Consider the following 22,598-nt stretch of genomic DNA (forward strand, 5'->3'; position numbering starts at 1 on the left):
GCGGGCCGGGAGTTCGCCGCCGGGAGGCGGGCCGGCCGGGGCCGTGTCCGGCCCCGGTCGGGTGAGGTGGCGGCCGGTGCGGGACGTCCGGGGCCGCCGGGGGTCAGGCCGGGTCCGTGGCGCGTGCCGCGGCCCGCTGGGCGCGCCGGGAGATCCGGGCGGGTTCGGCCGGCGCGGCCGGTCCGCCGCCGGGCACCGGAGCCAGGCCCATCAGTTCGGCGAGGTTGCCGACGAAGGAGCGGATGGTGGGGAACTCGACGAAGGCCGTGGCCGGGACCTCGAAGTCGAGCTGCTCGCCGAGCTTGGCGACGACCTCGATCAGGACCAGGGAGTCCAGGCCGAGGTCGAAGAGGTTGGTGTCGAGGGCGGCGCGGTCGCGGCCGCCGAGCACCTTGCCGATCTCCCCGGTGAGGTAGTCGGTGACGAGCCGGACGTTGTGCTCGGGGTCGGCCGGGTCCAACCGGTGCAGCAGCCGGTCGTCGTCCCGGCCGGCCGGGACGGCGGCTTCGTGGCTGCCGGGCTCCACCCAGTGGCGGCGCCGTTCGAAGGGCTGGGTGGGCAGCGGTACGCGGTGGACGTCCCGGTCGCCGTGGACGGCCGCGAGGTCGAGGGCGGCACCGCACGCCCACGCCTGGGCGGCGACGGTGAGCAGATGGGCGTGGCCGGCCGGGGCGCCGTCCCGCGGGGTGAGCGGGAGGGCGAAGTCACCGGAGTCCGCGAGCAGCGCGTCCAGGGCGTCCAGGGACGCCGGGCCGCTCCAGCTCGCCGGGTCGAGGGCCTCGTCCTCGGTCATCCAGCGGCCGGTGCGCGGGCTGAGCACGGGCAGCCGGGGCGCCCGCGGGCGCTCCGGCGGGGTGCCGGTGGCGAGGGCGAGGGCGGCGGTGAGCGGGAGCGCCCCGGAAAGGGCCGCGGCGGTGGCCGTCCCGGTGCCGGTCGCGGCGAGGCCGGCCGGGGTGAGGCCCCACGCGGTGAGGGCGGTGACGAGGGCGTACTCGTGGATGAAGGCGGCGTGCGGGTCGTCGCCGGCGAGGAGGTCCGCGGTGCGGCCGGTCCGGCCGAGGGCGGCGGCGCAGGCGTCGGCGGCGTCCCGGTAGGCGGGCACCGCGCCGTACAGCTCCGCGGTGTCCGCCGCGGCGGCGCCGGTTCCGGTGAGGACCGGCACGGCGCCGGTCCCGCCGGGTCCGGCGACGCCCTGCCGGGTGCGTGCCTCGTCGCCGAGGGCGAGGGCCATGGCGGCCTCGCGGGTCCCGCGGGCGACCACGGCGAGCCGGTGCGGGTGGGCGCGGCGGCCGAGCCCGAGGGTCTGGGCGACGGCCGTGAGGTCGAGGCCGGGGCGGGCCCGCAGGTGGCGGGCGAGCGCTCCGGCGGACTGCTTCAGGGAGTCCGAGGAACGGGCGGAGAGCACCAGCAGCTCCGGGGCGCGGCCCGGTTCCGCCTCGGTGCGGGCCGGTGGCTCCTCCAGGACGACGTGGGCGTTGGTGCCGCCGATGCCGAAGGAGCTGACGCCCGCCCGCAGCGGGTGGTCGCCCTCGGCCTTCCAGTCGGTGGTGCCGGTGTTGACGTAGAAGGGGCTCGTCGCGAAGTCGATCTCGGGGTTGGGCCGGGTGTAGTGCAGGCTCGGCACCAGTGTGCGGTGTTCCAGCATCAGCGCGGCCTTGATCAGGCCCGCCATCCCGGCCGCGGTGTCGAGATGGCCGATGTTGGTCTTGACCGAGCCGAGCGCGCAGTACCCGCTGCCCTCCGCGCCGCCCTGCCGGAACGCCTCGGTGAGCGCGGCGACCTCGATCGGGTCGCCGAGCGGGGTGCCGGTGCCGTGCGCCTCGACGTAGCCGACGCTGTCGGGGTCGACGTCGGCCACGTCCTGGGCGTCGGCGATGACCTCGGCCTGCCCGGCGATGCTGGGCGCGGTGTAACCGGTCTTCCCGGAACCGTCGTTGTTGACCGCGGAGCCCTTCACGACGGCGTGGATCCAGTCGCCGTCGGCGAGCGCCTCGGAGAGCCGCTTGAGGACGACGACGCCCGCGCCGCTGCCGATGACGGTGCCCCGGGCCTCCGCGTCGAAGGCACGGCAGTGGCCGTCGGGCGAGAAGATCATGCCGTCCTGGTACTGGTAGCCCTGGCGCGGCGGGGCCAGGTGGACGGCGCCGACCAGGGCCATGTCGCACTCGCCGCCGAGCAGCGCGAGGCAGGCGGTGTGCACGGCCACCAGGGAGGTGGAGCAGGCGGTGTTGACGCTCATGCTGGGGCCGCGCAGGTCGAGCTTGTAGGACACCCGGGTGGCCAGGAAGTCCTTGTCGTTGGCGAGCATCAGCCGGTAGTGGTCGACGGTGGACGCGGCCCGGTAGCGCTCGCCGAGGTTGTGCAGCAGATAGGTGTTGAGGCCGGCGCCCGCGTAGACGCCGATGTGCCCGTCGGTGCGCCCGGGGTCGTATCCGGCCCGCTGCAGGGCCTCCAGGGCGCACTCCAGGAAGACGCGGTGCTGCGGGTCGAGGATCTCGGCCTCGTCGTGGGTGAACTGGAACAGCTCGGAGTCGAACAGGTCCGTGCCGTCGATGGTCTGGGCGGCCCGGACGTACCGGGGGTCGGCCAGCCGTTCGGCGGGGACGCCGGCGGCGAGCAGCTCCTCGTCGGTGTAGCGGGTCAGGGTCTCGCGGCCCTCGCTGAGCACGTCCCAGAACCGCTCGACGGAGTCCGCGCCCGGGAACCGGCAGGCCATGCCGACGATGGCGATGTCGGAGTCGGAAGGGGTCATGGTGGTTGTCTCCTGTTGCTGCCGGCTTCTCAGCCGAGCCGTATGCCGAGGTCCGCGGCGACGGACCGCATGTCGAGGAAGCTCCGGGCGACGAAGCGGGCGGCGTCCTCACCGGCGTCCATGCGCCGGAACAGGTCGATCAGGACGCGCTCGTGCTCGTCGCGGTCGCCCTCACCGGCGGCGATCTCCCGGACCACCGCGCCGAGCCGTTCCTCGACGTCCGCGAGGTCCAGCGAGCGGGGGAACTTGATGCTGAAGGTGTTGCGGTCGTAGGACGCGTTGCGCTTGACCGACCGGACGTGGCTCGCCGCGTTGAGCTTGTAGAACATGCAGTCGAAGTTCTTGAACGAGTAGTAGTTCAGGAGCGGGAAGAGGGTGCAGTGGGTCTCCATCGGCGAGGACGCGTACAGGCCCTTGGCGCGCAGTTCCTCGACGATGCGGTCGGGGTCGTACTCGTGGCGCATCGCGATGAACGGGAAGACGATCTTCGGCAGGTTCTCGTCGTCGTCGAAGAGCAGTTCCTCGAGCTGCCCGCCGAAGAGGGTGTCGGTGAGCCGCTCGCCGAAGGTCTTGTAGAAGCCGCGGACGATCTCGCGGACGTTGGACTCCATGGTGAGGATCTGCTGCGGGTCGGCGCACAGCGCGATGTAGGGGATCTTCTGCCGGTAGGCCATGAGGATGGCCCGGAGCACGAAGAACGTGCGGCAGGAGACGCAGGGCAGCTTCTCGTCGAGGTAGTTGCCGGGCTTCTTCGGCGCGGGGCGGTTGAACACCTCGCGCATCATCAGCTTGATGTTGTCGTCGTCGGCGTCGAGGACGAACGTCGCCGGGATCCTCTCCCGGGCCAGGGCGATGTTCTGCGCGGCGTGCACGCTCTCGAAGGGCACGTCGAAGGTGAAGGCCAGCACCCGCTTGCCGTACTCGTTGGCGAACTTGTCCAGCATGTACGTGCTGTCCTTGCCGCCGCTGTACATGAACAGGCAGTCGTACTCGCCCGGTCCGGCCTTCGCCTGCTGGAACTCGGTGAAGACGTCGCTGGTGTACCGGTAGTTGACGAGGAGGTCGGAGGCGAAGTCCAGGTTGCACAGGTTGCACACCCCCCGGTCGTCGAGCACCACCCCCGGGTGGTCGGCCTTGAGCGAGCAGACGGTGCAACTGGACACGGAACCCCCTGTGGAACCCGTCGGATACGGCTGTGCGGTGTGTGTGGTCGGTGCGGTGCGGTGGCCGGTCGTCATGGGCGCTGCCTCCGGTCGCGGCGCCGGGCCAGCGCGCCGGCGTCGCGGGAGCGCCGGGGCCGGCGCGCGGTGGCCCCGGTGTCGTCGCCGGCGTGCGCGGCCATGGCCCGTACGGTCGGGTGGCCGAACATGTCGAGGCGGGTGACCCGCAGGCCGAGCCGCTCCCGCAGGGCGGCGACCACGGAGGTCAGGCGCAAGGAGTCGCCGCCGGCGTCGAAGAAGTTGTCCTCCGCGCCGACCTCCTCCAGGCCCAGCACCTCGCACCAGATGCCGGCGATGCGGCGTTCCAGATCGGTGCGGGCGGCCTCGCCTCCCCCGGCGACGCGGGTGCCGCCCGGCCGGGGCAGCGCGCCGCGGTCCACCTTGCCGTTCGGGGTGAGGGGCAGTTCGGGCAGGGCGACGACGGCGGCCGGGACCATGTAGCCGGGCAGGACCTCGCGCAGGCCGGCGCGCAGCGCGTCCGGGACACCGGACCCGGTGACGTAGGCGACCAGGCGGCGTTCGCCCGGCCGGTCCTCGCGCACGACGGCGACGGCCGCGGTGACGCCGCATGCGCGCCGCAGCGCGGACTCCACCTCGCCGAGTTCGACGCGGTAGCCGTTGAGCTTGACCTGGCCGTCGATGCGTTCGAGGTACTCCAGGCGGCCGTCGGGCAGGTGCCGCACCAGGTCGCCGGTGCGGTAGGCCCGGCCGGCGCCGCCCCCGGGCACGGTCACGAAGCGTTCGGCGGTCAGCTCCGGGCGGCCGAGGTAGCCGTCGGCGACGCCGTCACCGGACAGGTACAGCTCGCCGGGGACACCGGGCGGGACCGGCACGCCCCGCTCGTCCAGGACGTGGCAGCGGGTGTTGCCGATGGGGCGGCCGATGGTGACCGGCTCGCCGGGGCGCACCCGGTCGACCGTGGACCAGATGGTGGTCTCGGTCGGCCCGTACATGTTGTACAGGGCGCCGACGAGCGGGGCGAGCCGGTCGGCGAGTTCGCCGGGCAGCGGCTCGCCGCCGCACAGGGCGCGCAGGGCCGGGTCGCCCGGCCAGCCCGCGGTCAGCAGCATCTGCCAGGTGGTCGGGGTGGCCTGCAGGACGGTGGGCGCCGCCCGCTGCACGCGCTCGCGCAGGGCGAAGCCGTCGGCGGCGACCGCGGCGGACAGCACCTCCACGGTGCCGCCGCGTACCAGCGGCAGGTACAGCTCCAGGCCGGCGATGTCGAAGCAGACGGTGGTCAGGGCGAGCAGCGAGTCGGTGGAACCGAAGCCGGGGGTGCGGGCCATGGTCCACAGGAAGTTGACCAGCGCCCGGTGCCCGACCTGGACGCCCTTGGGTACCCCGGTGGAACCGGAGGTGTAGATGACGTAGGCGGGCGCGCCCGCCTCGGACCGGTCGAACGGCCCGGTCCCGTCCGCCGCCGGAGCGGGACCGGCCAGGACCTCCGGTACCACGACGGGGGTGGCGGGGAAGCCGGTGAGGGAGCCGCGCAGGGCCTCGTCGGTGAGGACGAGGCCGGCCCCCGAGTCGGTCAGCATGTGGCCGATGCGGGCGGCCGGGTAGATGGGGTCGATCGGGACGTACGCGGCCCCGCTGCGCATCACCGCGAGCAGGCTGACCAGCAGCTCCGCCGAGCGCTCCAGGAGCACGCCGACCACGGCCCCGGGTCCGGCGCCCAGCCCGGCCAGGTGCCGGGCCAGCCGGTCGGCCGCGTCGTCCAGGTCCGCGTAGGTCAGCTCGCGGTCCTCGAAGCGTACGGCGGTGACGTCCGGGGCGGCACAGGCGAGGTCGCCCACGAGCCGGCTGACGGTGCGCTCGCGCGGGTAGTCGGCGGCGGTGTCGTTCCACCGCCCCAGCACCAGCTCCCGCTCCTCGGCGCCGAGGAGTCCGACAGCGCCCAGCGGGCCCGCGGGTCCGGCCGCGACCCCGTCCAGGAAGAGCGCGAAGTGCGCGGCCAGCCAGCCTTCCTGAGAGCGCGTCACTTCCGTGCCGCCGAAGCGCACCGAGCCGTCGGCGTCGATCCGGACGGTCAGCGGGTGGCGGTCGGGCCCGCCCGGTCCGTCGGAGAGGATCACGGCGACGGGCAGCCCCAGGCGGGCGGCCCCGGCCAGTTCGGGGTGGCGCAGCGCCACGTCGCGACGGTACGGCGCGCGGGCCCGGATCCGGTCCAGTGCGACGCCGACCCGGCCGGTGAGGTCGCCGAGGGTGTCCTCCAGCAGGCCCTGCGGCGCGCGCAGCGGCACCTCGGCGGCCAGCAGCCCGGCCGCCGCGCCGTCGGCGGGCGGGACGGACACCGCGACGTCCTGTTCGCCGCCGCGGGAGAGGCGGGCGAGGAAGGCCAGGACGGCGGCGAGCGCGATCCGCTCGGGCGCGGCACCGTCACGGGTGAGGGCCCCGGGCAGCGCAACGGGACCGGACGGGCGGACCTGGTCGGCCAGGCCGCCGAACCGGGGCGGCAGCATGGGCTCCAGCGACCGGAGCAGCCGCAGCCAGTGCCGCTCCTGGCGGTGCGCGGCACGGGCGGCCTCGGCCAGCCCGGCGGCCTCCGCGTCGGTGAGGTGCGGGAAGCGGCCGTCGTGGGCGTCGGCCAGGCGCCCGGCGAGCGCGACGGGATCGAGCCGTTCGCCGGACAGGCCGGCGAGCCCGGTCAGGCGCACGTCCCGGTCGCCGGTGGCGACGGTGAGGGCGTCGGGACCGGAGCCGACGACCGTGCCGGGTGCGGCGGTGGAGGCCCGGCCGGTGACCTCCGCGCCGCGTACGGCGACCAGTTCACCGCCGAGGGCGAGCAGCGCGCTGCCGAAGTCGTTGCGGCGGTGCCCGAACGAGGTCGCCCGTACCAGCGCGTCCAGTTCGGCGGCCGGCTGGTGCCAGTCGAAGACACCGGCGCGCGGCAGTCCGTCGTAGCGGCCGTGGTAGGTCCGCAGACCGAGGTCCTGCGGGGTGCGGGTGACCGTGCCGGCGGCGAGTTCGTCGACCAGTTCGGCGAAGGACTCGACGCCCGCCTCGAAGCAGGCGACGTCCAGGTCGTGCGCGGTGGCGTCCTGGCCGATGGACAGCGCGCGCCGCTTGAGCACGTCGCCGGTGTCCGCCTCACGGTCCATCACGTGCCAGGTCACGCCGTGCTGCTTGTCGCCCTCGAGGATCGCCCAGCTCGTGGCGAACAGACCGGCGTGCCGGGGCAGCGGGCCGTCGTGGAAGTTCACCGCCAGCCCGGCCGGCAGCGCCAGCACCTCCTCGGGCAGCATCCGCAGGTTGGCGATGCTGAACAGGTGGTCGAAGCGCAGCGGCGCCAGCCGCTCGGCGAGGTCCGGGCCGAGGCGCACGGCGGGCAGGCCCTCGCCCTCGGCCCAGGCGAGCAGCTCGGGCGACGGGGACACCACGGCGGCCACCGTGTGCCCGCGGGCCAGGAGCAGTCTCGTGCACTCGACGAGGAGGGTCTCCTCGCCGATCACGACGCAAGCGAACGGCTCGGCAGTCATCGTCCGTCTCCTTCGAACTTCCCGCGCTCCGCGAGCAGTACGGCCAGCAGTTCGTCCACGGCCGCGTCGGACAGGCCCTCGATCAGCCGCCCGGCGTCGGCGTCCGGGCCGGGGCCCGCCGGGCCGGTGGCGGGCCCGGGCGCTGCGACGGGACCGGGGGTGGTCACGGGCCCAGGGATGGTCACGGGCCCAGGGGGCGCCGGGACCCGGAGGGCCCCGGCCGCAGCCTCGGGAGCCGGCGCGGCGCCCCGCTCCGGGGCCGGTTCACCGGAGGGGTCCGGGGCCGGTCCCGTGGCCGTCGCCGCCAGGGAGTGGAAGTGCTCGGCCAGGCGCCGGACCGTGATGCGCTCGAACAGCAGCGTCGCCGGCTGGGGGCCGTACACGCCCTCCAGGGCCCGGGTCAGTTCCAGCACGACCAGCGAGTCCACGCCGTAGTTCTCGAAGGTGAGGTCCGGGTCGAGCTGGTCCGGGGCGAGTTCCAGGACCCGGGCGAACACCTCGGTCACCGTGCGCAGTTCGTCGTCGACGGCGGTGGGAGCGGCCGGGTCGACGGCCGCGCGGGCGGCCGGGACGCCGTCGGTCCGGGGAGCGGCCGGGACGGCCGCGGTCCGGGGAGCGGGGACCAGGCCGTCGCTCACGGCGGCGATGACGCTCTGGAAGGCCGGGCCGGCCTCCGTGGCCGGTGCCGCCGCGCCGATGTGGGTGAACCCGCAGACGGCCAGCGCGTCCCGCCACTGGCGCTCGCTCGCCAGCGGCGAGCGGGGCAGCCGCTGCTCGGGGTCGGCGAACAGCCACCAGCCGGGGGTGAGTCCGAAGACGAGCGCGAGCTGGTCCCGGGGCCGGGTGCCCTCGACCAGCAGCAGGGTGCCGCCCCGCCGCAGCAGCGCCTTGGCCCGCAGCAGGGTGCCGGTCAGACGCTGTGTGGCGTGGAAGACGTTGGTGCCGAGCACCACGTCGTATGCGCCGGGCTCGACGCCCTGGCCCGCCGCGTCCGCCTCGATGTCCAGCACCTCGAAGCGGGCGAAGGGGTGACCGGCGGCGAACCGGGTCCGGGCCTTGCGGACGAAGGCCGGGGAGACGTCGGTGAAGACGTACTCGACGGAACCGGCGTACGGCGCCAGCGCGGCCAGCACCGTCGCGGTGGTCCCGCCCGTGCCGGCGCCGACCTCCAGGATCCGTACCGTTCGGCCGGGCTCGGCCGCGAGGCCGGCCCGTACCCGCTCGGTCACCAGCCGCGCCACCTCGGTGTTGCAGCGGTCGGTGACCGGGTCGCCCCGGTACACGGCGGCCACGCGCTCGGCGGAGCCGTCGGGGAACAGGACGTCCATCGCGGAACGGCGGCCGGTGAGCACGTCGGGCAGCGCGGCCAGGCAGTCCCGCAGCAGCGTGCCGATGGGGGCGAGCGCCGGGTGCCGGTCCGTCAGGTCGCCGAGGGCGGCCACCAGGGTGGCCTCGTCCTCCGCGGCGCCGTCCGCCGGGCGCAGCCCGCCGTCGTCGTCGGCGCGCAGCAGACCCGCGGTCACCAGGATGGCGAGCTGGGCCTCGAACAGCGCCCGGTGTTCCGGTACGACGCCCAGCCGGGCGGCGAGCTCCTCGGGGCCGGGGGCGTGGGCGCCGGGTGCGAACTGCTCGAACAGACCTGCCCGGCGGAGCGCCGGGGCCAGCAGCCGGTGCGCGAGATCCTCCAGGGCGTCGACCGCGCGCTGGTGACCGGCCAGTTCGCCGTCGCCGGACACGGACCGGCCGGTGAAGGGGACCTCGGGCAGCGGGCCGGGGGCACCGCCGGGCAGCACGGTCAGGGTGCGGTCCGGGTCGATGCCCAGGTTGTCCAAGATGTGCCGCTCGGCGTCCAGCGCGAACACCTGCGGCAGACCCGCCGCCAGCGCCCGCTCCACCACGGCCATCCCGCGCTCGGCGGTCAGCGGCCGGATGCCGGCGGCCTCGAACCGGCGCAGCACCCGCTCGCGTCCGGCGTCGCCGCCCGCGTGCCAGTAGCCGAGGTTCAGCACCCGCACCGGGAAGGGCAGGGTCCGCCCGGCGTGCGCGGCGTAGGCGTCGGCGAAGGCGCAGCCGGCCGCGTAGCCCGCCTGGCCGTGGTTCGCCTCGAAGGCCACGCCGGAGGAGTAGAAGAGCACGAAGTCCAGCGGCTCCCCGCGCACGGCGTCCAGCACCGCGAAGGCGGTGTCCGTCTTCGACTCCACGGCGCGGCGCAGCCCCGCTTCGGACAGCTCGCGCAACTCCCGGTTGACCAGCACCATCGCCGCGTTGAACACGCCGTGCAGGGCGCCGAACTCCTGCCGGGCCAGCCGGACGGCCCCGGCGAGCGCGGCCGGGTCGCCGGCGTCCAGGGCGAGGTGGCGCACCTCGGCCCCGTCCTTCTCCAGTTCGGCGATCACGCGCCGGCCCGTCTCGTCCAGCGGGGAGCGGCCCACCACGACCAGCTTCGCGCCGTAGGCGCGGGCGAGGTGCCGGCAGGTGTCCCGGCCGACGGCGCCGAGACCGCCGACGACGAGGTAGACGCCGCCCTGCCGGAACGGGGGCGTGGCGGCAACCGGCAGTTCGACGCGTTCCAGGGTGCGGACCCGGCGTACACCGGCCCGGACCGAGACCGGGGCCGGGCGGACCGGGAACGGCTCGGCCACGATCGCCCGGACGGTCCGGGCGGCCTCCGCGGAGCGCACGTCGACCAGCGCGACGCGCAGGTTCGGGTACTCCTTGGCCGCCACCGACGCCAGTCCCGCGAGCCCGGCGGCCCACGGCGCGGAGGCGTCGGCCGCCTCCAGCGGGTGCACGTCGGTGGTGACGACCTTCAGCCGCAGCGGCCGGTCGAGGACGCCGTGCCGGTCCAGGGCCCGCACCAGGCGGTGCAGGGCGAGCACCGAGCGGTCCGTCAGGGCGCGGAGTCCGGGCCGGTCGGCGGGCTCCCGCCCGGGACCGGCGTCCGTCCCCGTCCCCGTCCCCGCCCCGGTTCCGGTTCCGGTTCCGAGGAAGTAGACCAGGTCCGGCGCGGTCCCGGTCAGGGCGCGGTCCAGGCCGGCGTCGCTCAGACCGACGGCGTCGATCCGCAGCGTCCGTACGTCCGCCCCGGGGTGGGCGGCGGCCAGGTCCGCGGCGAGGCCGGTGTCCGGCCGCTCGGCGACCAGCAGCACGGTCCGGGCGGGTTCGGCCCGCCCGTCGGCGGGCCGGGCGCGCCACACGGGCCGGTGGACGACCACCGCCTGCTCCTTGGCCTGCCGGTAGGTCAGGCCGGTGAAGCGGACGCGGGCGGCGCCGCCGTCGTCGCAGAGCAGGACGTCGTAGCGGTCGGTGCCGGTCCGGCGGACGTACGACCAGCCGGTGACCGGAACCGGGCCGAGGACGTCGACGCGGTCGGCCGCGAAGGGCAGCATGGGCCTGCCCGGGCCGGGACGGTGCCGTGCCATCAGGGCGGCCACGGTGTGCAGGGCGGCGTCCAGGACGCCCGGGTGCAGGGCGTGGCCCGCGTCGCCGTCCACGGCGCCGATCCGGCCCAGTACCTCCTCGTCGCCGGTCCACACCTCGCGGACCCGGCGGAAGAACGGGCCGTACGGCAGGCCCCGGTCCGTCAGCAGACGGTAGAAGGCCTCCCCGTCCGGGCCCGGCTCGAGGCGGGCGCGCAGCCCCGCCGCGTCGAGCGCGGCCGGGGCGTCCAGGGCGTCGGCGACCCGCCCGCGGGAACGGACGGTGCCGTCGGGGCCGCGCACCTCGTAGCCGTCCCCGTCCAGGGCCACGGACACCTCGTCACCGGGACCGGACAGGGCCAGCGGGGCCACCCAGCGCACGTCGGTCAGGGCGCGGCCGGTCAGGGCGCCGTGCGCCTCGGCGACGAGGTCGAGATGGCCGGTGCCCGGCAGGATGGGCCGGCCGCCGACGACGTGGTCGCGCAGCACGGGCTCGTCCGCCGCGAGCCGCCGCCGCCACTCGCGGGACCCGGTGGCGGGTGCCGGTGCGGCCGGTGCCGTGTGCGCGGGCACCCGCGGGGCCGGGAGGCGCGGCGCGGGCACCTGAGCGCGGTCGGGGTCCGCCGAGGCGGGCCGGGGTGCTGCGGCCGGGGTGGCGGCGCCGGTGTCCAGCCAGTGCCGTACCCGCTCGAACGGGTAGGCCGGCAGCGGCACCCGGCGGGGGGTGCCGGGGCGCATCCGGTCGACCAGGTCCCAGTCGACGGTGACACCGGACACCCACAGCCGGGCCAGCAGGTCGTCTCCCCCGGCGCTGATCTGGGCGGCCAGGAAGTCACCGCCGCCGACGGCCTCGGTCAGCAGGCCGGCCAGCGCCGGATGCTGCTCGACCCGGCCGCGGTGCACCCTCCGGTCGTCCTCGCCGCGCCCGAAGGCGGTGAGCGCGGCCGCCGCGTCGGCGAGGTCGGTCGCGACGAACGCCAGCCGCTCGGCGAGTGGTTCGCGGCCCGTGCGCAGGGTGTGCGAGACGTCCGCGAGCCGGGGCGTGGCCGCGCCGGGCCGCGCGGTGCCGCCGAGGGCGCGGCCCATCTCGGCCGCGTAGACCCGCAGCCGGGTCTCGTCGCGGGCGGAGAGCACGATCAGCCCCGGCGTGTCGGGTCCGGGGTCGGCGGGCTCGGGTGCCAGGTACTCCTCGACGACGACATGGGCGTTGGTGCCGCCCGCCCCGAAGGAGCTGACGGCGGCGCGGCGCGGCAGCGGGCGGCCGTCGGCGTCGTGCGGCCGGGGCCAGGGCCGTGTGTCGCGCTGCACGGTGAACGGCGAGCGGGTGAAGTCGATGACGGGGTTGGTCCGCTCGGCGTGCAGCGTGGGCAGCAGGGTGCCGTTGCGGAGCTGGAGCACGGCCTTGGTGAGTCCGGCGATGCCCGCGGCCCCCTCCAGGTGGCCGATGGCGGACTTCACCGAGCCGAGCGCGCAGAAGCCGGTGTCGGCGGTGTCCCGGGCGAAGGCCTGCGCGAGCGCGGTGTGCTCGATGGGGTCGCCGAGGGCGGTGCCGGTGCCGTGGGCCTCGACGCAGCCGATGGTGCGCGCGTCGATGCCTGCGGCGGCCAGGGCCTGTTCGATCAGGGCCTGCTGGGCCTGCGGGTTGGGGACGGTGAAGCCGCTGGTGCGGCCGCCGTGGTTGACGGCGGTGGCGCGGATCACGGCGTGCACGGTGTCGCCGTCGCGCACGGCGTCCGACAGCCGCTTGAGCAGCACCGCGCCGACTCCCTCGCCGGGTACGTAGCCGCTGCCGCCGTCCCCGAAGGCACGGCACCGGCCGTCGGTGGACAGCATCGTCCGGTGACTGAGGTGAACGTACTTGTCGGGATGGACGGAGACGTTCACCCCGCCCGCGAGGGCGTACGAGCACTCGCCGCGGCGGATGCTCTCGCAGGCCTGGTGGACGGCGACGAGCGACGCCGAGCAGGCGGTGTCCACGACCACGCTCGGTCCGCGGAAGTCGCCGAAGTAGGAGACCTGGTTGGCGACCGAGGCGCGGTTGGCGAGGACCACCTGGTGGTTGCCGCGCGCCGACTCGGTGGCGGCGAGGACGGCGTAGTCGTCCCACATCACGCCGACGAACACGCCGACGTCGTGGCCCTGGCCGCCGAAGCGGGGCGCGGGGATGCGGGAGGGCGGGTAGCCGGCGTTCTCCAGCGCGGACCAGGCCGTCTCCAGGAACAGCCGTTCCTGCGGGTCCATGGTGCGGGCCTGCTTGGGCGAGATCCGGAAGAACAGCGAGTCGAAGCTGTCGACGTCGTCCAGGAAGCCGCCCCAGCGGCCGTAGCTGCGGCCCGGTGCCGCCGGGTCCGGGTCGAACAGGGCGTCGGCGTCCCAGCGGTCGGCCGGCACCTCGGTGACGCAGTCGCGTGCCTCGGCGAGGTTGCGCCAGAACTCGTCGAGGTCGCGGGCCCCGGGGTAGCGGCCGCTGATGCCGATCACGGCGATCGGCTCGTCCTCGGCCGGTACCGGCCGGGGCGGCTCCGGCCGGGCCGCCGGCGCCGGGGCGGGCGCGGTGCCGGGCGGCTCGGCCGCGGTGCCGGCCGGGCCGGCCGGGAAGAGGCGGGTCACGGCGTCGGCGTGTTCGGCCAGCACGTGGTCGGCCAGCTCGTCGACGGTGCGGCACTCGAAGAACACGGTGCCGCGCAGACCGGGGAAGTCCCTGCCCAGCAGGGAGTTGGACTCCATGACGAGCACCGAGTCCAGGCCGTAGTCGTCGAGCGGGATCCGGCTGTCGAGCCGTCCCACCGGCAGCTTCAGCACACCGGCCAGGGCGGTGCGCAGATGCTCCACCAGCCGGGCGCGCACGCGGTCGTCCGCGGCGGGGCGGTCCGGTGCGGCCCGGCCCGCCGGTGCGGCGGGTGTGCCGGCGGCGGGTGCGGCGGCCGGGTTCGCCGCGGGGGCGGCACCGGCCGGGGACACCGCGGGCGTGCCGGTGAGGGCCGCGTCGACGGCGGCCGCCTCGCCCCAGGCGGGGACCAGCCACGCGGCTCCGGCGCGCAGGGCGCCGTCGAGCAGGGCGACGCCCTGCGCGGTGTCGAGCGGCCGCATGCCGGTGCGGCGGGTGTAGGCGGCCAGTTCCTGGTCCCGGACCAGGCCGTCGACCCCGCCGACGGCCCACAGCGGCCAGGCCAGGGACAGGCTGCGGCCGTGCCGCAGACCCTGCCGCGCCCAGCCGTCGCGCCGGGCCGTGTACAGGTCGGCGAAGCGGTTGGCGGTGGCGTAGCTGGCCGCGCCGAAGTCGCCGATGACGGAGGAGACGGAGGAGAACACCACGAAGCAGTCGAGCTCGTCGTCGCGGGTGAGCCGGTCGAGATTCACCAGTCCGTGGGTCTTGGCCGCGAGCACCCGGGTGAACCGCTCCCGGTCTCCGGGGTCGGCCCGGCCCTCGTCGGCGACGCCGGCCAGGTGGAACACCCCGTGCAGGGCACCGAAGCGGTCGCGGGCGGCGGCCAGGGCGGCGGCCAGTTCGTCCTGGCGGGCCACGTCGGCGCGCAGCGCGAGCACCTCGGCGCCGAGACCGGTGAGGGCGCGGTGCCAGTCACGCGCGGTGTCGTCCGGCTCGGAGCGGCCGATCAGCACCAGTCCGGCCGCGCCGGTGCGGGCCAGGTGCTCGGCGAGGACCCGGCCGATGGCTCCGCCGCCGCCGGTGACGACGTGGACGCCGCCGTCGCGCAGCGGTGACGCGGTGGCGGCGGACGGCCGCACCGGCCGCAGGGCGCGGATCTCCCGGGTGCCGTTCGCCGCGCGGCGCGCCTCCAGGCCGGCCGCGCGGGGCACGGCGCGCAGCTCGGCGGCCACGGCCTCGGCGGTCGCGTCGGCGGCGAGGGCCGGATCGACGCCCAGGGTGAGCAGTTCCAGTCGGGGCGCGGTCGGCGCCGTGGACCGGGCGAAGCCGGCCAGTGCGGCCCACTCCGGCCGGTCGTGGCCGTCCCGCTGGGCGTGGAGGACGAGCAGGCGCACCCGGCCGGGCAGGTCGTCGGACCGGGCGGCTCCCAGGACCTGGAGCACCGTGCCGCAGACCCGGTCGAGCGGCCCGGCCGCGTCCCCGGTGTCGATCGCCGGGGCGGGGGCGGTCAGGCCGCCCACGACGGCGAGGTCGAGGCCGCCGGGGTGCGCGAGCCCGGCGAGGGCGTCGGCGAGGCCGCCGGGCTCCTCGGGGACGTTCACCACACGGCGCCACACCCCGGTGGCGGCGAGGGCCGCCTCCAGTTCCGGGTGCCGGCCGAGGACGGCGAGGGTGTCGGCGGCGTTCCCCTGCGCGGGTTCGCCGGCGGCCTGCCAGCAGGGCTCGTAGAGGCGTGCCGCACCGGCGGCGTGGGCGGTGGTGTCCGGGGCGGGCGCCGCCCCGGCCCCGGGCCTCGCCGCAGCGGACGCGGTGGCGGGCCCGGGGGTGCGGCCGGCGAAGTCACGGACTTCGGCGAGGACGCGGCCCTCCTCGTCGTAGACGGTCAAGTCGAAGCGGCGGACTCCGGCGGTCCCGCCCGTGCTGCGGGCGTGGGCGAGGCAGACCGGCGGCAGCGGGGCGTGCACGTCGAGCGCGCCGAGGCTGAAGGGCACCGCGAGTTCGCCCGCGCGGGGCGCGGCGGTGCGGCCGGCCCAGTGGCAGGCCCGCAGGGCGCCGTCGAGCAGGGCCGGGGGCACCTCGGTGGCCGGGCCGCCGTCACCGGCGTCGAGCCGGACCAGGGCCTCGCCGGAGCCGGCGCGGATCTCGTCGATGACCTGGAAGGAGGGGCCGTAGCCGAACCCGGCGGCCGTGTAGTCGGCGTAGGCGCCGGCCCGGTCGCGCAGGACGGGCAGCCGGGCGCGCAGCGCGTCGAGGTCCTCCGGTGCGGCGGCCGCGGCCGCCGGGGCCGGGACCGCGCGGCCCCGGGCGTGGGTGGTGCGTTCGCCGCCGGTGTCGCCGTACACCTCGAAGAGCAGGTCGTCGCCGTCCCGGTGGAAGGACACGTACACCGTCCGCTCGCCGTCGGCGACCTCCACCGCGCGGCCCCACACCACCTCGCGCAGGGCGTGCCGGACGCCGGGCCGGGCGAGCGCGGCGGCGGCGCGGACGAACTCCAGCGTCGCGGCGCCGGCCAGCATGCGCCGGCCCTCGATGACGTGGTCGCGCAGCAGCGGGTCGCCGCAGCGCAGGGTCTTGGCGAAGCGGATCTCGTCGACGGTCGACTCGTTGGCGTCGACCAGCGGGTGCGGCGCGGACGTGCCGAGGTCCGGGTCGAGCGGGATCCAGTGGCGCTCGGGGGCGAACGGGTACAGCGGTGCGCGGGTCCGGCGCGGGGCGGGACCGGGACGGCCGGCGTGCCAGGCCCGCCAGTCGACGTCGGCGCCGGTCAGCCAGCGGCGCGCCAGCTCGCCGAGCGGACCGTCGTCGGTGATCGCGGGCTGGGGTTCTCCGTCGGCGCAGCGGCGCAGCGCGGCGGCGACGGCGGCACCGTCGGTGGCGACGACGGCGAAGCGGGCGTCCATGGCCTCACGGCCGGTCTGGCTGGTGAAGCACAGGTCGGCGAGCGGTACCCGCTCGGTCTCCAGGAACCGGGCGGCGCGTTCGGCGTGGGCGCGCAGCCGCTCACCGTCCCGGGCGGACAGGACGAAGGCCACCGGCTCGTCGGTGTGCTGCCGCGCGGCGGGGACGTCGGTGGCCGGCTCGGGACGCGGTGACTCCTCCAGGACCAGGTGGGCGTTGGACCCGCCGGCGCCGAAGGAGCTGAGGCCGGCCCGGCGCGGGGTGTCCCCGCCGGGCCAGTCGGCCAGGTCGCGCTGGACGCGGAACGGGGAGCGGTCGAAGTCGATGTTCGGGTTCAGCTCCTCGGCGTGCAGCGAGGGCACCAGGGTGCGGTGGGTGAACTGGAGCAGCACCTTGGTGAGTCCGGCCATGCCGGCGGCGGACTCCAGGTGGCCCACGTTGGACTTGACCGAGCCGATCGGCCAGGTGCCGGGGGCGGCCCCGGCGGTGCGGTACGCCTGGCCGAGTCCGGTCAGCTCGATCGGGTCGCCGAGCGCGGTGCCGGTGCCGTGGGCCTCGACGTAGCCGATGGCGTCCGGGGAGACGCCCGCCCGCTCCATGGCCGCGGTGACGGCGCGCTGCTGGGCGTGCGGGCTGGGCACGGTGTAGCCGTTGGTCCGGGCCCCGTGGTTGACGGCACTGCCGAGGATCAGGCCGAGGACGCGGTCGCCGTCCGCCAGGGCGCGCCGGTACGGCTTGAGCAGGACGGCGCCGACGCCCTCACCGGGCACGTAGCCGTCTCCGCCGGCGCCGAAGGCGCGGCAGCGGCCGTCGGAGGACAGGAAGCGGCCCTGGCTGAGGAAGGCGTACTTGTAGGGGTGGACGGAGACGTTGACGCCGCCGGCCAGGGCCAGTTCGCTCTCGCCGCGGCGCAGGCTCTCGCAGGCCAGGTGGATCGCGGTCAGCGAGGAGGAGCACATGGTGTCCAGCGCCATGCTCGGCCCGGAGAGGTTCAGGGCGTGGCTGACCCGGTTGGCGATGGTGGCGAAGGACGATCCGGTCAGCGGGCGGCCGCCGCGCAGCGCGTCGAGGGCACCGTGGAACTGGTACTCGCCGTACATCACGCCGACGTACACGCCGACCGCACGGCCCGCCAGGTCGGCGCGGCGGTAGCCGGCGTCCTCCATGACGTGCCAGGCGTTCTGCAGGAACAGCCGTTCCTGCGGGTCCATCAGTTCCGCCTGCCGCGGGGAGATGCCGAAGAACAGCGGGTCGAAGCGGTCGACGTCGCGCAGGAACCCGCCCCAGCGGGTGTGCGCGCGGCCGGGGGCGGCGGGGTCCGGGTCGTACCAGCGGGTGTGGTCCCAGCGGTCGGCGGGGATCTCGGTCACGCAGTCGCGGGCCCGCGTCAGGTTGGTCCAGAACTCCGCGAGGTCGTCCGCCTGGGGGTAGCGGCCGGCGATGCCGATGACCGCGACGGCGTCGTCGTGGTCCTCCGCCGGTTCGGGCGCGGCGGCCCGGTCGCCCGGTGCGGTGCGGCCGGCACGGGCCGTGCGGGAGGGGCGGGAGCGGCGCGGCCCCGCGGTGGCCGGGGAGGCGGCCGGCGACGGCGCGGACGGGACCCGGCCGGTCTCCTCGGGCGCGGCGGTGCCGCGCAGTTCGGCGGTGTGGTGTTCGGCGAAGTATCCGGCGAGCTCGCCGAGGGTCGCGTACTCGAAGAAGAGGGTCTTGGACAGCCGCTCGAAGTGCCCGTCGAGTTCGCGGTTGAGCCGGGTGATCATCAGTGAGTCGATGCCGTGGCGCTCGAACGGGTCGTCCTCACCCAGTTCGGCCGGGTCCAGGCCCGTCTCGGCGGCGATCAGGGTCCGCAGCAGCGCCACGGCCAGGGCGCGCGGCTCCGCGCCGTCCGGGGCGGCGGCCGCCCCGGACGCGGCGGGGACACGGCCGGCCGGGGCGCGTCCCGACAGCGTGCCGTCGATCCTCGCCAGGTCGCCGTGGGCCGCGACGAACGCGCCGGGCACGCCGAGGACCCGCTCGAACAGGTCGAGGCCCGTGTCGGTGGGCAGGACGCCGAAGCCGGTGCGGGCGGCGATGTCCGCGGCGGCCTCGGCGGTCTGCCGCATGCCGCCGTCGGCCCACATGGGCCAGGCGACCGAGGTGATCCGCGGGTGGCGCTCGGCGTAGGCGTCCAGGTAGGCGTTGGCGTACGCGTAGTCGCTCTGGCCCGCGCTGCCGATGTGGGCGGCGATCGAGGAGAAGGCGACGAAGAAGTCCAGCGGGTCGTCGGCGGTGGCGGCGGCGAGTGCGCGCACTCCGGCGGCCTTGGGCGCGAGGACGGCGGCGAGGTCGTCGGCGGACTTGGTCAGGGCGAAGCCGTCACGCAGCACACCGGCCGCGTGGACGACACCGTTGATGGGGCCGCGCTCCGCGCGGACCGCGGCCAGCACGCCTTCCACCGCCGCGGGGTCCGAGACGTCCGCCGTGCGGTAGGACAGGCGTCCGTCGAGCGCGGCGGGCGGCCGCTCACCGCGTCCGAGCAGCACCACGTGTGCGTCGGCCCGGCCGACGATCCGCTCCGCGACGGCACGGCCGAGTCCGCCCGCGCCACCGGAGACGACGTACACGCCGCCGTCGCGGACGGCGACGGGCTCGGCGGCCGGGGCGGGCGCGGGCCGGGGCACCCGGCGTCCGCCGGCGGTGTGGGCGACCTCCGGATCACGGCCGTCACCCGCCAATTCGGCGGCGAGCGCGGCGGCCTCGTCCACGCCTTCGGCGAGTCCGACGGCCTGGACGGCGAGCAGCGGGTTCTCGGCCCGTACGGTGCGGGCGAAGGCGCCCAGCGCGGCGCGCTCGGGCCGGGCGCCGTCCGCCTCGTGACGGTGCAGCAGCACCACGCGCACGGGTGCGGTGGGCCGGGCCCGCAGCAGTCGCTGGACCAGTACCAGCGCCTGCTCGGGGGCCGGTTCGTCCGCCAGCAGCACCTCCGGCACGGTGCCGTCCTCCAGGGCGGTCGCGGCGTCCGGCGCGCTCACCTCGCCGACGCCGCAGCCGGTCAGGGCGGCGGTGAGCCGGTCACGGCGGTCGGCGGTGGCGGCGACGACCACGCCGGTGGCGGCGGCCGGGGTGCCGCCGGGCTCGGCGGGCGCGTCGGTCCAGCGGCGCACCAGCAGGGCCGGCCCGCCCCTCTCGCCGGATCCGGGTGCGGGCGCTTCGCCGGTCCCCGCCAGCACCCTCACGGCCAGGTCGGTCAGCCGGGCGAGGACGGTGCCGTGCTCGTCGGTCAGGGTCAGGTCGGCGCGGGCCGACCGCTCGCCCAGCCGGCGGGTGGTGACCAGCGCCCGGCAGGCCCCGGCGACCGGGGCGTGCACGGTCAGCTCCGCGAGGGCCAGCGGCAGGAACCCCTCGGCGGTGTCGCCGTAGGCGCGGGTGAGCAGCAGCACCAGGGCGTGCAGGGCACCGTCGAGGAGCGCGGGGTTGAGGACCGCGCCGTCGAGCGCGGCGCCGTCGGGCAGTTCGAGGGTGGCGAGGGCCTCGCCCTCACCCAGCCGGACCTCGGTGAGGGCGCGCATCCGGGGGCCGTAGTCGAGGCCGAGGCGGCGCAGCGTGTCGTAGCAGTCGGGCCGCCGCAGCGTCTCGGTGCAGCGGGCGGCCGCGGCCGCGAGGTCGGCCGGGGCGGGCCGTTCCGCCGGACCCGGCCCGATGGCGCCGGCCGCGTACACGGTGTCGTCGCCGGTGATCTCGAATCCGGCACCGTCGTCCTCGCGCCACAGCGAGATCAGCGAGGTGCGTGGCCCGGCGGCGTGGCTCAGCAGGCGCTCGAAGGAGACGTCGTGCAGGGAGACGGCCGTACCGAGCGACAACTCGGCCGCCGCGCGGGCGAGTTCCAGATGTGCGGCGGCGGGCATGACGGGGTCGCCCTGGACCCGGTGGTCGGCGAGGTAGAACTCCTCGCCGGTGCGGGTGGTGCGGTAGGCGAGGGTGTCGAGGGTGGAGACGTTCTCGTCGAGCAGGGGGTGCGGGCCGGGTGCGGCGAGCTGCGGGGCGGCGGCCCGGTCCGGTCCGGTCAGCCAGCAGCGGCGGCCCTCGAACGGGTAGGTGGGCAGCGGCACCCGGCCGCGCTCCTCGCCCGCGAACCAGCCGGCCCAGTCGACCTCGGCGCCGGCCTGCCAGGCGCGGGCCACCCCGCCCCACGGCCCGTCGGCGACGCCCAGGGCGGCTCCGCGCACCTCGTCCGCCGCGCCGCGCAGGGCGATGCGGTCGCGGGCCGGGGCGGGACGGGGCGCACCGGTGCCGGGGCGGCCGAGCGCGGCCACCGCCTCGGCGGGTGTCAGCGCGCCGGTGACGCACGCGGCGACGTGCGCGGCGAGTCCGTCGCCGTGGACGGCGACGGGCCGCAGCCCCAGGTCCAGCCACAGTCTGCCGAGCGCGTACTGCACGGCGAAGGCGGCGCCGGGGGCGCCGTGTTCGAGCGCGCCGGCGGCCACGGCCGCCGCGTGGTGCCCGGCGAAGGCGGGCTCCGCGGCGCTCCACCGCTCGGCCAGCCCGGCCGCGTCCGGCACCTCCTCGGCGAAGACGAAGGACAGCTCGCCCGTGGCGGGCCGGTCGGGCACCTCGGCGCGGCGCAGCGCCTCGGCGAGGGCGGCGCGGTCGGCGCCGGTGACGGCGAGCCGGTACTCGTGGGTGCGGCGCCCGACCGCCAGGGTGTAGGCGATGTCGGCGAGCGCGGCGGGGCCGTCGGTCCCGAGGTGGCCGGCCAGGTCGCCGGCCGCGGTGCGCAGCGCGCTCGGGGTGCGGGCGGAGACCACCAGGACGTGCTGGGGGCGGGAGTCGCCGGCGGCGGGCGCGGGCGGCGCCTCCTCGAGTACGGCGTGCGCGTTGGTGCCACCGATGCCGAAGGAGCTGACGCCCGCGCGCAGCGGCCCGTCCCCGGTCCACGGGGTGGTGGCGGTGCTGACCTTGAAGGGGCTGGTGGCGAAGTCGACGGCCGGGTTGGGCGAGTGGTGGTTGATGGTCGGCACCAGGGTGCGGTGCTTCATCATGAGGGCCGTCTTGATGACGCCCGCGACGCCGGCGGCGGCGTCGAGGTGGCCGACGTTGGACTTCACCGACCCGATGGCGCAGAAACCGGTGTCGGCGGTGGCCTCGCGGAAGGCCCGGGTGAGGGCGGAGACCTCGACGGGGTCGCCGAGCCGGGTCGCGGTGCCGTGGGCCTCGACGTGGCCGATGGAGCGCGGGTCGACGCCGGAGACGGTGTGCGCCTCCCGGATGACGGCGCACTGACCGGCGGCGCCGGGGGCGGCGAAGCTGACCTTGCCGCTGCCGTCGTTGTTGGTGGCGGTGCCCTTGATGACGGCGTGGATGGTGTCCCGGTCGGCGAGCGCGTCCCGCAGCGGCTTGAGGACGACGACGCCCACGCCGTTGCCCAGGACGGTGCCGCCGGCGTCCGCGTCGAAGGCGCGCACGTGCCCGTCCGGGGACAGGATGGCGCCTTCCTCGTACAGGTAGCCCTTGACCTGGGGAAGTTTGACGGTGACGCCGCCGGCCAGGGCCATGTCGCACTCGCCGTTGATCAGGCCCTGGCAGGCCAGGTGCAGGGCGACCAGGGACGTGGAGCAGGCGGTCTGGACGGTGTAGCTCGGTCCCTTGAGGTCGAGCTTGTACGACAGCCGGGTGGCCAGGTAGTCCTTGTCGTTGCCGACCATCACCGCGAAGTGGTTGGAGGTGGTGGTCTGGTCGACGTGCGGCAGGACGTGCTGCTGGAGGTAGGTGTTGATGGCGGCACCGGCGTAGACGCTGATCAGGCCGTCGAAGCGGGCCGGGTCGTAGCCGGCGTGCTCCAGGGCCGCGTGTCCGGTCTGCAGCATGATGCGGTGCTGCGGGTCGGTCATGGCGGCCTCGGCCGGGGTGAACTCGAAGTACCCGGTGTCGAAGAGGTCGACGTCGGGGAGGACTCCGTGCGCCGGGACGTAGGCGGGGTCCGTCAGCAGCCGGGAGGGCACGCCCGCCGCCGCCAGTTCCTCGGGGCTGAACCGGGTGATGCCCTCGCGGCCGTCGCGCAGGAGGTGCCAGAAGGAGTCCAGGTCGTCGGCGCCGGGGAAACGCCCGGCCATGCCGATGATCGCCACATCCGTCTCGGCCGCCTGGACCTCGGGGCTGCTCACTGGGCCAACTCTTCCTTCGCGTAGGGCTGTCCGGGTACGGACGGCCGGTTGCCGGCGGTGCTGTGCTGGGGGCGGGTGCCCG

General features: G+C 76.3%; 4 protein-coding genes. All 4 read right to left on the reverse strand.

Annotation, left to right across the window (positions count from 1 at the left end):
- Nucleotides 1-103: 103 nt before the first annotated feature.
- Nucleotides 104-2,752 (reverse strand): beta-ketoacyl synthase N-terminal-like domain-containing protein, encoded by a 2,649-nt coding sequence (locus MXD57_RS00355; protein WP_250399190.1) that lies wholly within the window; start codon nt 2,750-2,752, stop codon nt 104-106.
- A gap of 29 nt (nt 2,753-2,781) precedes the next feature.
- The gene (locus MXD57_RS00360; protein ID WP_250399191.1) at nt 2,782-3,915 is read right to left on the reverse strand and encodes an OzmP; all 1,134 of its coding nucleotides are present in this window, start codon (nt 3,913-3,915) and stop codon (nt 2,782-2,784) included.
- Between the two features lie 71 nt (nt 3,916-3,986).
- Entirely contained in the window at nt 3,987-7,451 is a 3,465-nt protein-coding gene (locus tag MXD57_RS00365) for an amino acid adenylation domain-containing protein (RefSeq protein WP_250399192.1), read from the reverse strand.
- Nucleotides 7,448-22,516, reverse strand: coding sequence for an SDR family NAD(P)-dependent oxidoreductase (locus MXD57_RS00375; RefSeq protein ID WP_308290635.1), 15,069 nt, complete (start codon nt 22,514-22,516; stop codon nt 7,448-7,450). Before MXD57_RS00375 ends, MXD57_RS00365 begins: the two co-directional genes overlap by 4 nt.
- Between the last annotated feature and the right edge of the window lie 82 nt (nt 22,517-22,598).

This window comes from Streptomyces cellostaticus (assembly GCF_023630175.1).
Taxonomy (GTDB): domain Bacteria; phylum Actinomycetota; class Actinomycetes; order Streptomycetales; family Streptomycetaceae; genus Streptomyces; species Streptomyces cellostaticus_A.